The following is a 13,410-nucleotide window of genomic DNA, read 5'->3' on the forward strand; positions in this document are numbered from 1 at the left end:
GTGCTTTTTGAAAATGGCGCGTCGTGAGGGTCTCGAACCCCCGACCTCAGGCTTAGAAGGCCCGTGCTCTATCCAGCTGAGCTAACGACGCTTCAAATTACATCAGGCAGGCATTATAAAGTATGCCTGCATCATTTATTTGTCATTTGCCATGAAACTCGACGATTTATGCCGCTCCGGCATCGCAGTGCTGTTTGTCATCATCACGTTTGCCATGGGCGCACACAGCCGGGCCGAAACACCGCCGACACAACGTGTCGTGTATTCCATTGCTCAACAGTCGGCAATACCGGGCCAGACAATTGCACTTGAAGAAACCCGGCTTAACGCCTCGAACCAACCATTGCAATGGCAGCCGGAACACGCTGTTCGTGCTGTGTGGCACTCCAATGGCGGCACTTATGCCGCCCATGCTGTGTTGGACAACCCCGAACAAACCTATATCTTGCAACCCGGCACTTTCCAAACGGTTAAGCGAACGCTGCATTTACCGGCAGATTTAAACTCTGGTGCCACAACCCTCAGCATTGAAGGTTATGCGAGTTTGCTTGCATTAAATATAAACGCCGACCATGCCAACTCAGAGAATAACGGGTTACCGCCAACAGCAGTGCAGGCCGACACGACAAATACCGTTCCGAATCAAGGGTTGCAACCTGCACCCACTTCCGCCTTTGACGCATTCCGCAATGCAATCTCCAGCTACGAGCCGGTTTATTTCGATGTTGGCGGCCGGGACGGCGCAAATGCCCGTTTTCAAATCAGCTTTAAATATCGCTTGTTCAGCCCGGAACCCAACGCACCGAGCCAGTGGCATAACCACTTTTATCTGGGTTACACGCAAACCTCGCTTTGGGATTTGGCAGGTCGCTCGAAACCTTTTGTTGATACAACCTATAACCCAGCGGTATTTTGGCACAATCCGTTGCTGTTGGGATCAGTTAACACGCGTTGGGCGGCAGGTTTGGCAAGCGGCATATCGCATCGCTCAAATGGTAAAAGCGGCGCCGACTCCCGCTCGTTGAATGAGGCCTTCATTCAACCGGAATTTAACTACCGCTTCAACGATGGCAGCCAACTGAGCTTTCAGCCCCGCTTCAAAACCTATTTCAATAAAAACGAGAACCCAGACTACGCCGACTATCTCGGCTACGTCGACTGGAAACTGAGATGGGCGCAACCAAACGGTTGGGTCGTTACTGGTTTATATAAACAAGGAAAACAGGGGCGCGCCACAACACAGTTGGAAGTAGCCTGGCCGCTAAAGCGTACCTTTTTAAACATGAATGGATATGCCCATATCCAGTACTTCCAGGGCTATGGGCAAACCCTGTTGAACTACCGTCAAAAAAGCGAACCGCAGATACGCTTCGGCCTTGCACTGGTACCCTAGTTGGTATCAGTGCAAGCCGCGACAAGACAATAAACTAAGCGGGTTCAGCGGATGGCACACGACTCTGTGCCGTAGCCAGCCCCGCAAGAATACGCCCCGGCGTAAACGGCACCTCGCGATACCGAACCCCTGTAGCATCGAACAAGGCATTGGCAATGGCGGCACCACTTGGCACGGAAGAAGATTCACCCGCGCCCATTGGGGGCTCGCTTTGCCGATCCATCAGCACAATTTCAATGGGCGGTATTTCCATAAAATTCATGATGGGGTAAGCCCCCCACTCGTGGTCGACCACGCCCTCGTCATTAAATTTCACCGCCTCTTTCAGAACACGGCTTAACGACTGAATCACATTACCGTGAATTTGATGACGCACACCGTCGGGATTCACCATCATGCCTGTATCCTGCCCCACCACTAGACGCTCGACACTGACTTTACCCGTTTCAACGTTAACGGCCACATCGACCACCCAAGCGCTCCATGCCGCCCCGAAACCCGGAAATTTGCTGTGCACATAACGCGCGTAGGCAACACCCCTGCCCCGTAAAATACCGTCGTCGTCGGCCACACCACGCGAACCCGTTGCGCCAGTTTGCCAACCAGCCTTATCCGCCGTTTCCGCCAAAACATCACGTGCACGGGCTTCACGCAAATACTGCAAACGAAATTCCACCGGGTCGGCACCCGCCGCGTGCGCCAACTCATCGATAAATGAATCGTGGGCGAACGAGTTCGGCATTGCCGACACGCCCCTTAACCACGCCGCCCGCACAATGGGTGCCATATCGTGAGATGCAATGTTCATACGCGGATAAACGTAAGGCGGTACCGAAGTACGATCGCCCATTTGCAGTGTTCGAGGCTGATTGCTTCTAACGCCTGTAAGTATCAACGCCAGACTGGGCGCATCGTTAGAGGGATAACGCGTAACGAAGTTGTATGCCAACAAGCGCCCCTGAGTATCCAGACTGCCTTCAATATCAATTAATTGAGCCGCGCCTTTTGGTTCCCACGCGTGCTCTTGCTCACGTGTCAGTTGGACCCGAACCGGATGACCGATTTCCTTTGAAATCAGCGCCGCATCGGCACACACATCGTCGGCACAATTACGACCATAACAACCCGAGGCCTCATAACGCACGATGTCAATCGCACCTTCACTGAGCTCGGCCAACTGAGCAAGCTCTACCCGCAGCATGTGCGGATTCTGCGTTCCTGACCAAACAGTCAGCCCGTTGTTCGTATAGTGCGCCACGGCGCACGAGGGGCCAACCGACGCATGCATTTGATAGGGCCACACATAGCTGCGCTTGAGCGACACCCCGGACTCAACGCCGGGCTCCGTTTCGTCTTGATTAAGCAAAGGACGCTCATTGTATTCGTGATGACGCAGCGCCTTTTCAAGGTTATCGAGCGGTTGCAGGTTCGGTACAGGCTTCCAGCGCAATTTCAAACTGCGCATGGCTTTGATAGCATGTTCTTCACGCTTGGCCGCCACCGCAACAAAATCGCCCTTTACCACCACCTTAATGTCGTCGGCAATACCGACGACTGATGACTCATCTACCGACAGTAGGCTCTGGCCGATGAAATCACCCCCATCGCGACCGCGGTAAGGGGGCCGGATAACCCGGGCGTGCCACATGCCCGGCACCCGAACGTCGTGAACAAAACTAAGTTGCCCTGTTGCTTTGGCTGGGATATCAACACGCGGTTGCGATTTTCCGACAATTTCATATTGTTGACTGTCCTTCAGCGGAACGTCGGCCTGATATTCGAGCTGAACCGTTTGATCGGACAGCAAAAGACCAAAGTTAACACTGCGCCCGTCGGGCGCGGCAACACTACCGTTGCGAATTTGTAAGCCTTCCGAACCGGCCAGGCCAAAATACGCTGCGGCCTTTTCAATAAGATATTCGCGTGCCTGAGCCGCAGAGTTGCGCAACGGAACCGCTGAAATCTGAATACTGGCGCTTGCAATCGTGGGGCCTTGATTCGGCGTTGCCTCGGTGTGCCCAAGAACCATCGTAACGCTCTCAAAGGGAACGCAAAGTTCCTCGGCCACAATTTGCGCCAAAGCCGTGCGAATTCCCGTTCCCAGGTCGACGTGTCCATTAAATGCCAGCACTTGCCCGGAGTCGAGCACCGCCACAAAAAGATCGGGATGCGGTTGTAGGTAGTCGGACTTAATACCCGGTTGCCCGGGAGCAGGCGTAGGCGGTGGCGCAGGCGGCCTGGCAACGAGCAATGTTCCGGGCCTTGAAAATAAGGCCTCGCGATCGGCTTTCGGGTTAACGAAACGCATTTCACTTCCTTATGACTGGAAACGGGCACATTCCACAGTGTACCCGATATACGGCAGCACCTAAAGCGAATTTATGCAATGTATGCACCATATTATGAAAAAATAATTCATACCGTGAAAAACGACATAAAACGCCTTTATTAAAATTCAATCAATACTCATAATTACATTTAAATTCAAATATTTATTAATAAAAAATGTAGATTTACAAAATTCATAAAAGACTAGGTAGAAACACCAATAACGATTTCCTTTACCCAAAAAAATAAAGCGTATACACTTTATTTAAAGCATATTTAACCTTTCTTCTTTTTCCTTCGGGAGTCTCATCATGAAAAACAATCCTCGTATCGCATTTATTGGTGCCGGCCTGGGGGGCACAGCCGGTGCAGGCCTTATGGCCAAAGCAGGTTTCAACGTAAAAGTGTATGAACAGGCACCCGCGTTTGCCCGCATGGGCGCAGGCATTCACTTGGGCCCGAATGTCATGAAAGTTATGCGAAAGCTGGGCATTGAAGATGAACTTAATCGCACTGGCGCTCACCCCGATTACTGGTACAGCCGCGATGGGATTACAGGCGACGTAATGGCTCAAATCCCACTAGGGGACTACGCCGTTTCCCATTACGGCGCCAGTTATCTAACAGTCCACCGCGGCGACTTCCATAAGCTCATGACTGACGCCCTGCCCGATGGCGTACTGGAGTTCAATAAGAAATTAAGTGAAATTGAAGACCGGGGCGACAAAGTCGTCATGAAATTTACCGACGGCACGGTTGAAGAGGCCGACTTCGTTATTGGTGCCGACGGCATCAACTCTAAAGTGCGGGAAAGCCTGCTGGGTGAAGAGCTACCAATCTACACCGGCTATGTCGCCCATCGTGCCGTTTTCCCAACGCCCGTCGACAGCGGTACCCTTCCCTTTGATATGTGTTGCAAATGGTGGGACGGTGATCGCCACATGATGGTGTACTTCGTTACCAGCAAGAAGGACGAAATCTATTATGTAACCGGTGTCCCGGTTGAATCATGGGACATGAACAAGAGCTGGGAACCGTGCACCAAAGATGAGATGCGCGAAACATTCAAAGGATGGCACTCAAGCGTACAGGCTTTGATTGAAGGAACACAAGAAGTGACACGCTGGCCGTTGCTGGAACGCGATCCTCTGCCGATATGGAGCCGCGGACGTTTGGTTCTTCTGGGTGACGCATGCCATCCGATGAAACCCCATATGGCGCAGGGAGCTGCCATGGCAATTGAAGATGCCGCAATGTTAACGCGTTGCTTCCAGGAATTGGGCTTTACAGACTACGAAGCGGTGTTTAACCTATACGAAGCCAATCGCGCTGAGCGCGCCAGTAAAGTGCAATTGGTATCCCATAACAACACTTGGTTGAAAACCAACGAAAATCCCGACTGGTGCTTTGGATACGATGTATTCGAAGTTCCATTGGTTGAATCTGAGAAACAATGAGCAAAACAACCCAGATTACCGAATTAAGTGTCAATGGCCAAAGCCATCAAATTGAAGCAGATGCCGATACACCCCTGCTTTACATTTTGCGTAACGACCTCGAGCTGAACGGCCCGAAATTCGGCTGCGGTCTGGGTGAATGTGGTGCCTGCACCGTTTTAATCGACGGTGTCGCCGCCCGATCCTGCGTTTTGCCCTTGCGCAGCGTGGCAGGGCATGACATCACAACGCTGGAAGGTCTGGGGAGTTCAGCATCCCCAGGCCGGGTTCAACAAGCGTTTATCGACCAGCAGGCGGCTCAGTGCGGCTACTGCCTGAACGGCATGATCATGACAATTCAGGCCCTCTTGAACCGCAACCCGCACCCAACCGAGCAGCAAATTCGACAAGAGCTTAAATATAATCTTTGTCGCTGCGGCACCCACGTTGAAATTATGGCAGCGGCACGCCAAGCAGCCCAATCAGAACAATGACAGTACCGGCTCCATCATCACGTCCGTCATCAGTGGAAACGGACAAACAAAACCTTGCCCCGCCCACTGCCTCACGGCTCTTGCATGGCGTCGTTCTGCGACCCGATCGGCTCTTATGGGACGGCCAACACTACACGGGCCCAACCCCTGTTGAAGTCCACGCCGATGGGGCGCGTCATGTGCCGGGCGTGGTCGCAGTTGTTATCCGCCAAAGCTTCATCGGGGTAGTTGCATCGCAGCCCGGGCAGGCACAACACGCCAAATCGCAAATTCATGTGCAATGGAGCCGTCCCGTTTCGGATACGCCCAAATCACTGCCTGGCGCGCCGATAACGCAAAGCGCACGCTCTTATCAGTATCAAACCGACACGCAAGCCGCAAGCTGGGCCATTGCGCTGTTCGAGGAAGCCACATTAAAGGTGTGGTGCCGCACAACGCAGCCGGAATCACTTCGGCATGAAATCGGCGCCCTGCTTTCGCTTACCCCTGAACAAATACAGATTCTTCCGAACGGGCAATACCCTACAGAAAGTTACGACGCCGCCGTCGATGCCGCCTTACTCTGTATACATGCCCCAAACCGTGCCGTAAAAGTGGCTCAACCGGCGCACCCCGCCACATTAATTCGTATTACCGTAGACGGCGATAAAAACAGCCTTACCGAAAAACTGTCACAATACCCTGCGCGCCGCCCATCGGTGGCTGCGCTTCTATGCGGGTTTACCCACACCTCGCCGGCTACCGCGGTGCAGAACAACGACGCCTACGGTACGCCTATTCGCCTTACGTTCGAAAATCCCACAACCTCTATTTCAACCTACCCCTCCGAACAGGTCGGAGCGGCACAAATTTTTGCCCGGGAATCTTTTTTCGACGAGGTATGCAAAACACAAAAACTGGACCCGGTTCAGGCACGACTCAATCAACTGACGCATGATCTTACCGGTCGAAACCTGATCGAGTCGGTCGCATCGCGTGCCCAATGGCATAATCGGCCGTCAAAAACGGGAACAGGCCAGGGTTTTGCCTACGGCCACGTTATCGATAACGAGCAAGACCCCCCCAAGCAAATATGGTCTGCATGGGTTGCCGAAGTCTCAGTCGATAAAGAAGGCTTGGTCGACATTACCCGATTAACTGTTGGCCATAGCACCGAAGAACTCAATAGTCGGCAGGCCACACCCGAGATCGAGTCATCGCTCCGACAATTTGCACAAGGCTTATTGAAGCCGCCCGACTCTTTTGATCAATGGGGAAACGACAAAGAAAAGCCGGACTTTCAAGTGGCCAGGCCCAATATTGATATCGTCCCCCAACAAAACGAAAACGCGGTATCCACTCACATTGCATGGAATGAGAAAGCACGTTGGCCGGCCGCTGCAGCCATTGCAAACGCAATCCACGACGCAACGGGTGTGCGACTCAGGGACACACCCTTCGATAGCCGTCAATTACAGCAAGCCCTTGCACAAAAGCCGACACCGCCTGCTTATAAGAAATGGACTTATGGATTACTTGGCGGGATTGCCGCAACAGCGGCCGGGCTGGTTGTAAGCGCGATGCCATGGCGCAGCGCAATCGCCCCGGTTGCCGTAGACACTCGCATCTATTCAGAGGAAGCCATTAACCGAGGCCGCCTGGTAGCCATTGCGGGTGATTGTATGGTTTGCCACACTGCGCAAGACGGTCTGGAAAACACAGGCGGACGAGCACTGGAAACGCCGTTTGGCGTTGTCTACAGCACCAATATCACACCCGATCCAGAAACCGGCATTGGTTCATGGTCGTACGAAGCATTCGAACGTGCCATGCGAGAAGGAATCCATCGCGACGGGCGTCACCTTTATCCAGTGTTCCCTTATACAGCCTTCGCCAAGATAAGCGACACAGACATGCAGTCGCTTTATGCATATTTAATGACGCAGCCGGCGATTAAACACACCCCGCCGAAAACCGAATTGGCGTTCCCATATAACGCTCGCCCTTTAATGGCAGGCTGGAACACACTCTTTCACGAGAATGCGCGTTTCGAACCTGATCCAACGAAAACAACGCTTTGGAACCGCGGGGCCTATTTGGTTCAAGGCGCGGGGCATTGCGCGGCCTGTCACACCCCACGCAATGCACTTGGCGCAGAAAAATCGGGGGAGAAAAACTATTTGGCTGGTGGATTTGCCGATGGTTGGGAAGCGCCTCCATTGAATGAATTATCGAAGGCCCCCATTGCCTGGACGGAAGCCTCCCTCTATGACTACCTGCGTACAGGGTTTTCATCGTTACATGGTGTCGCCTCGGGCCCAATGGCACCGGTTGTCGAAGGCCTGGCACAATTACCCGAATCGGATGTACGTGCCATCGCACACTATCTAAGCAGCTTGAATCCCGGCTCATCTGAAAGCGAACCGGCGGCCTTAACTGCCGCAAAACTCGAAGAAACCAGCAGAAACAACAGTGCAGTCATGACCATGCCTGGAGAAAGCCTCTTTGAGGGAGCCTGCGCAGTTTGCCATGATGCGCGCGAAGGGCCGCCATTGTTTGGTTCACGCCCGTCGCTGGCGCTGAACACCAACCTGCATAGTGACCATCCCGACAACGTCATTCAGGTACTGATGCATGGTATCGCCGACCCCACTCAACTCGGTTTGGGTGACATGCCCGGTTTCAAAGATAGCCTCAACAATCAGCAAATGAAAGATCTGCTGGAGTACATGCGCGCGCGCTTTGCACCTGAAAAAGCCCCTTGGCAGGGGCTTGATGAGAAAATTGAGACGATACGAAATCAGACCGTAAGATAGCTTCGGCGAATCTCTTCGTTCTCGGCCAGTTCCGCCATGGTGGCGGCATAGCGGATCTGGCCTTTTTCAAGTACATACACCCGGTCGGACACCAATTCGGCAAAATGAATGTTTTGCTCGCAAAGCAATACGCTGACACCATGCTCTTTCAGCGCGATAATCATATTGGCCATTTGTTCCACGATAAGCGGTGCAACCCCTTCCGACGGCTCATCCAGCAAAACCAAGTAAGGGTTACCCATTAGCGTGCGTGCCACCGTAAGCATTTGCTGCTCACCGCCGCTCATCTGCCCGCCCGGGCGATCCTGCATGCCGCCCAGATTGGGGAAAAGTTTGTACAAATCTTCGGGTGTCCAACGGAATGCAGGCTTGCCATCCGGCCATGTTCGGGCCGGCTGACGCCCCACCTCAAGATTCTCGGTAACGGTAAGGTCACTGAAAACGCGCCGATCTTCAGGCACGAAACCAACACCGCGACGGGCAATCTCGAACGACTGACGCCCAGAGATTTTGCTCCCCATGAAGTGAACATCACCTTTGGATTTTTCAATTAAACCCATAATGGATTTCAGCGTTGTTGATTTGCCCGCCCCGTTTCGACCCATTAGGGCCACCACTTCGCCGCGACGAACGTTTAAGTCGACATCAAACAAAATATGCGCGGCGCCATACCAGGCATTCAGTTTCGAGACCGTCAAAAGCGGCTCATCGGGATTGAAATCTACCTTACTCATGCTGTTGCATCCGATTGTTTCTTTTCAAAAGTTTTACCCGTGCCGAAATACACTTCCTGCACCTTTGGATGATTGCGAATATCTTCGGCACTGCCTTCGGCAATCAAACGGCCGCGAGCCAGCACAATCATGCGATCGGCGTAGGCAAACACAACATCCATACTGTGTTCGGTGAATAAAACTGCCATATTTCGATCAATAACCAACTTCTTGGTTAGCGCCATAAGCTCATTACGCTCTTTGGGCGCCATACCTGCAGTGGGTTCGTCCATAAGCAACAGCACCGGATCATTCGCCAGGCCAATGGCCAGCTCAACCCGCTTTACGTCACCATAGGCAAGTTCGCTGCAGGGCCGTTCAGCCTGGCTGTCCATGCCAACCTGCTCAAGCAACGACATGGCTTTGTCACGGTAATAGGACGCTGCAGGTTTCCAGAACGAATAGATTTTTCGCTCATGCGCCAAAATGGCCATTTGCACGTTCTCAATAACAGTTAACGATGCAAAGGTTGCCGCAATCTGAAAGGTGCGCCCCACGCCCATATGTGCAATTTGCCGTGGCGGACGCCCGACCAATTCCCGACCATTCAATTGAATGGAGCCGGCCGTAGCAGGCAGTTGACCATTCACCATATTGAAGGTGGTTGTTTTGCCGGCACCATTCGGCCCGATAAGGGCAAGCAACTCGCCCGCTTTCAACTCGAAGCTCACTCCATCGACCGCAATATTACCGCCAAAGGCTTTCTTCAGATCTTTTACTACTAATAAACTCATGGCGGTTACTCCTTGGAAGCGGCCAGCGCCTGGTTGCGCTTGGCTGCTCGATAATCAAAAAACTCCTTGAAATATCCGGCAACCCCTTGAGGGAATACCAACACAATTAGGAGAATGACCCCACCGAACAAAGCCAGCCAGTAGTCGGTGATACCCATGAAATAATCCTGCAGGAACTGGAAAGTCGCCGCGCCGACAATGGGGCCGATAAGCGTTTGAATACCGCCCAGCAGAACCATGACCAGGCCATCTACTGATTTGCCCACCCAAATAATTTCCGGCGATGCACTGCCTTTTGAAAAGACATACAGCACCCCCGCCAGGCCGGCAAAAACACCTGCGATAACGAATGCGACAAGCTGCACCCGCTTTACGTTGATACCCAATGCATCAGCCCGCAACCCGGAATCACGGGCGGCACGTAAGGCATACCCAAACGGAGAGAACAACAAACGGCGCAACACAATGGCGGAAATGATGACAATCGCGAACGCAAAGTAATAATACGCATCACCTGACAGCCATTCAGCCGGCCAAATACCGATCATGCCGTTGGAGCCACCGGTAAAGCTGTCCCATTGGTAAATGACCGACCAGACAATCTGCCCGAATGCCAGCGTCAGCATAGCCAGATAAACCCCGGCCAACCGAACGCAGAACCAACCGAAAATCAAGGCACCAAAACCGGCGATGATAGGTGCGATGGCCATCGACAAACCCATTGAAAACGCCGCCGACTTCAACAATAGCGCGGCACCATACGCCCCCAGACCATAATAAGCGGCGTGGCCAAATGAGTGCATCCCACCCGGCCCCATAATGAAGTGCAGGCTAAGAGCAAACAGCGCAGCCACCATAATATCCAGTGCCAGCACCGGTGCATAAGGCAGCCACTCCGACATCAAGGGCAATGCAGCAACGGCCGCAATAACCACTGCAATAAACCATTTGAATGGGGCGGTCGCAGGCCGATAAGGCGCCTCGATAGGCGCGGAATTACGACTCACGGAAGCTTCTTTACCGAACAAGCCCCATGGACGGAACACCAAAACCAAGGCCATGAATATAAATTCCACTACCAGCGTAAGACGTGGAAAATCGAACTCGATTCCAAAAAGAGAAACCGTTCCCAGCGCAATACACATGGCTTTCAGTTCGGCAATAATCAGGGCGGCAACGTACGCACCCGGGATTGAACCCATACCGCCGACAACCACAATGACAAAGGCATCGCCGATTACGCCCAAATCCAGCGTTAAATTGGCGGGTAACCGCGGAATCTGAACTGCCCCCCCCAACGCGGCCAAAAACGCACCCAACGCGAAAACGGCAGTGAACAACCAGGCCTGGTTCACGCCTAAAGCACCTAGCATTTCACGGTCTTGAGTGGCCGCACGCACCAAAGTACCCCAGCGCGTACGCGTAAGCAACAACCACAATAAACCTAAAACAACAGGACCGATCAGAATCAGTACAAGATCATATTTGGGAAAATAATGACCCAGAATCTTGATGGAACCATCAAGCCCGGGTGCGATCGGGCCAAGCAAGTCTTGCGGGCCCCAAATAAACAGTGCTGCGTCACGGAAGATCAGCACCAAAGCAAACGTCGCCAACAGCTGAAACAGTTCCGGAGCGCGATAAATCCGCCTCAACAGGACAATTTCAACCAACGCGCCCAATACGCCGATTGCCAGCGCGGCAAGCAATAAACTGAACCAGAAACCAAACGCGCTGTTTCCCAGCTCTTGCACAATGCTGTAGGCCACATAAATACCCAGCATATACAAGGAGCCGTGAGCAAAGTTAACGATGCGCGTGACACCAAAAATCAGCGAGAGACCGGCTGCAACCAAAAACAGCGACGATGCTTCCGCAAAACCGTTCAGAATCTGAACAATAAAACCCGACAAGTCCATTTGACTGATATCCAAAAATTAAAACCTCTGCCACCCAAAAGAGTGACAGAGGCGCACTTCATGACGTTACTCGGAAGCCGAAGCCGGACGCAATTTCTTTACCTCAGCGGCAGGTGGCAACACGTCTTTACCGTCTACATAAACGATGTCAGTCATAATGCCTTTGCCGTCCTTCTTGGCAAGCTTGCCAACATAGGCACCCATGGTGGACTGGTGATCAGCCGCACGATATTCAATAGAACCAAAAGGTGACATCAGTTCAAGACCGCGGAAGGCTTTAATCATATCTTCCGTTTCGGTTGAGCCCGCTTTTTTGATCCCCTCAGCCAAAGACATAATGGCGGAATAACCCACTACGCTTCCCAGACGGGGGTAATCATCGAACTTAGCCTGATAAGCCTCAAGGAACGCCTTGTGCTCGGGCGTGTCGATTGCATACCAGGGGTAACCCGTTACCACCCAGCCTTCAGGCGTCTCACTACCCAACGGGTCGAGATACTCGGGCTCGCCCGTTAGCAAGCTGACAACCGGCTTGTCGTCGAAAAAGTTACGCTGCGAGCCGGCCCGGACGAACTTGGCCAAATCGGCTGCAAACAGCACATTGAATACAGCCTCGACGTTTGCATCAGATAACGCTTGAACAACGCTGCCGGCATCGACTTTACCCAATGGCGCGGCCTGCTCAGCCACAAACTCAACATCGGGCTGGGCTTCTTTCAAGAGTTTCTTAAAGGTTGCCGCAGCGGACTGACCGTACTCGTAGTTGGGATACACCAGCCCCCAACGCTTTTTGTTCATTTTTACGGCTTCGGGAATCAATGCGGCAACTTGCATATAAGTTGAAGGACGCAAACGGAACGTGTAGCGGTTGCCGTTCTCCCAGACAATTTTGTCGGTTAGCGGCTCAGCAGCAAGAAAGAAGGTTTCCTTTTGCTTAGCGAAGTCGGTAACCGCCAAACCAATATGCGAAAGAAAAGTACCCGTAAGGACATCAACCTGGTCTCGGGAGATCAGTTCTTCCGCAACGCGGACAGCGTCGCCTGTGGTCGCGTTATCGTCCTTGATGACCAACTCGACTTTTTTGCCGTTCAAGCCGCCCGACTCGTTAATTTGCTCAATTGCGAGTTCCATACCATTTTTGTAAGGACCCAAGAACGCGGGTTGCGCTTTATAACTATTCAGTTCGCCGATTTTAATGACGTCCTCGGCGGCTGCTGCAGTTGAAACCGCTGCGCCCAAGGTTAACGCCATAAGTGAAGAATAAAATTTCATGCCTTTCATATCAGATTTCCTGTTTTACGCACGTTTTGGTAAGAAATAACGGAATACACCTAAACCGTGCCGTTGCTAGAATCAAGCACGCTTTTAAAGTGTACACATCGAAATTTACTGCGTAAAGATAGTAGGCACTAGGGATAAACCCTTGATTTATAAAAACACATATTTACGGATAAGCACCTGTAAGAAAAGCACCTTAACCCCTAAAACACCTAGTAACAATAGAGTGAGCACTCAATAAATTAAACAAACAAATAGAG

General features: G+C 52.3%; 9 protein-coding genes and 1 tRNA gene. 4 read left to right on the forward strand and 6 right to left on the reverse strand.

Going from position 1 to position 13,410, the window contains the following annotated elements; translation table 11 throughout:
• Nucleotides 1–14: 14 nt before the first annotated feature.
• Nucleotides 15–91, reverse strand: a tRNA-Arg gene (locus G9Q38_RS13500).
• Nucleotides 92–151: 60 nt separating this feature from the next.
• Between G9Q38_RS13500 and G9Q38_RS13505 the strand changes: the two genes are divergently transcribed.
• Entirely contained in the window at nt 152–1,393 is a 1,242-nt protein-coding gene (locus tag G9Q38_RS13505) for a phospholipase A (protein ID WP_166131931.1), read from the forward strand.
• Between the two features lie 34 nt (nt 1,394–1,427).
• Here G9Q38_RS13505 and G9Q38_RS13510 read toward each other — a convergent pair whose 3' ends face one another.
• A complete protein-coding gene (locus G9Q38_RS13510) occupies nt 1,428–3,701 on the reverse strand; it encodes a xanthine dehydrogenase family protein molybdopterin-binding subunit (protein WP_166131933.1) in 2,274 nt (757 codons plus the stop codon).
• 331 nt (nt 3,702–4,032) lie between these two features.
• Here G9Q38_RS13510 and G9Q38_RS13515 point away from each other — a divergent pair, with 331 nt between their 5' ends.
• The 3 genes from G9Q38_RS13515 to G9Q38_RS13525 are packed head-to-tail and all read left to right on the forward strand — an operon-like array spanning nt 4,033 to nt 8,446.
• Nucleotides 4,033–5,178: an FAD-dependent monooxygenase gene (locus G9Q38_RS13515; RefSeq protein ID WP_119442188.1), complete on the forward strand. Its 1,146-nt coding sequence runs from the start codon at nt 4,033–4,035 to the stop codon at nt 5,176–5,178.
• A complete protein-coding gene (locus tag G9Q38_RS13520; protein WP_119442189.1) occupies nt 5,175–5,651 on the forward strand; it encodes a (2Fe-2S)-binding protein in 477 nt (158 codons plus the stop codon). Before G9Q38_RS13515 ends, G9Q38_RS13520 begins: the two co-directional genes overlap by 4 nt.
• Nucleotides 5,648–8,446 carry a c-type cytochrome gene (locus G9Q38_RS13525; protein WP_166131935.1) on the forward strand — a complete coding sequence of 933 codons (2,799 nt, stop codon included), beginning with the start codon at nt 5,648–5,650 and terminating at the stop codon, nt 8,444–8,446. The genes G9Q38_RS13520 and G9Q38_RS13525 overlap by 4 nt, the downstream gene beginning before the upstream one ends.
• Here the strand turns inward: G9Q38_RS13525 and G9Q38_RS13530 are convergent.
• From G9Q38_RS13530 to G9Q38_RS13545, 4 genes are all read right to left on the reverse strand, one after another.
• Nucleotides 8,431–9,180, reverse strand: a complete 750-nt coding sequence (locus G9Q38_RS13530; RefSeq protein ID WP_119442191.1) for an ABC transporter ATP-binding protein — start codon at nt 9,178–9,180, stop codon at nt 8,431–8,433. The two genes, G9Q38_RS13525 and G9Q38_RS13530, sit on opposite strands and share 16 nt — an antisense overlap.
• Nucleotides 9,177–9,953 (reverse strand): ABC transporter ATP-binding protein, encoded by a 777-nt coding sequence (locus tag G9Q38_RS13535; protein WP_119516278.1) that lies wholly within the window; start codon nt 9,951–9,953, stop codon nt 9,177–9,179. Before G9Q38_RS13535 ends, G9Q38_RS13530 begins: the two co-directional genes overlap by 4 nt.
• Nucleotides 9,954–9,958: 5 nt before the next feature.
• Nucleotides 9,959–11,872, reverse strand: coding sequence for an ABC transporter permease (locus G9Q38_RS13540; RefSeq protein ID WP_166132422.1), 1,914 nt, complete (start codon nt 11,870–11,872; stop codon nt 9,959–9,961).
• A 66-nt stretch (nt 11,873–11,938) separates the two neighbouring features.
• Nucleotides 11,939–13,144 (reverse strand): ABC transporter substrate-binding protein, encoded by a 1,206-nt coding sequence (locus G9Q38_RS13545; protein WP_205962380.1) that lies wholly within the window; start codon nt 13,142–13,144, stop codon nt 11,939–11,941.
• Between the last annotated feature and the right edge of the window lie 266 nt (nt 13,145–13,410).

Origin of the sequence: Pusillimonas sp. DMV24BSW_D (genome assembly GCF_011388195.1) — a bacterium.
GTDB classification, from domain to species: domain Bacteria; phylum Pseudomonadota; class Gammaproteobacteria; order Burkholderiales; family Burkholderiaceae_B; genus Neopusillimonas; species Neopusillimonas aestuarii.

Bases quoted from the DNA above. Each gene is read 5' to 3' on its own strand.
- G9Q38_RS13505 (WP_166131931.1), top strand. From the start codon at position 152: ATGAAACTCGACGATTTATGCCGCTCCGGCATCGCAGTGCTGTTTGTC.
- G9Q38_RS13520 (WP_119442189.1), top strand. From the start codon at position 5,175: ATGAGCAAAACAACCCAGATTACCGAATTAAGTGTCAATGGCCAAAGC.
- G9Q38_RS13540 (WP_166132422.1), bottom strand. From the start codon at position 11,872: ATGGACTTGTCGGGTTTTATTGTTCAGATTCTGAACGGTTTTGCGGAA.
- G9Q38_RS13535 (WP_119516278.1), bottom strand. From the start codon at position 9,953: ATGAGTTTATTAGTAGTAAAAGATCTGAAGAAAGCCTTTGGCGGTAAT.
- G9Q38_RS13530 (WP_119442191.1), bottom strand. From the start codon at position 9,180: ATGAGTAAGGTAGATTTCAATCCCGATGAGCCGCTTTTGACGGTCTCG.
- G9Q38_RS13545 (WP_205962380.1), bottom strand. From the start codon at position 13,144: ATGAAATTTTATTCTTCACTTATGGCGTTAACCTTGGGCGCAGCGGTT.
- G9Q38_RS13510 (WP_166131933.1), bottom strand. From the start codon at position 3,701: ATGCGTTTCGTTAACCCGAAAGCCGATCGCGAGGCCTTATTTTCAAGG.
- G9Q38_RS13515 (WP_119442188.1), top strand. From the start codon at position 4,033: ATGAAAAACAATCCTCGTATCGCATTTATTGGTGCCGGCCTGGGGGGC.
- G9Q38_RS13525 (WP_166131935.1), top strand. From the start codon at position 5,648: ATGACAGTACCGGCTCCATCATCACGTCCGTCATCAGTGGAAACGGAC.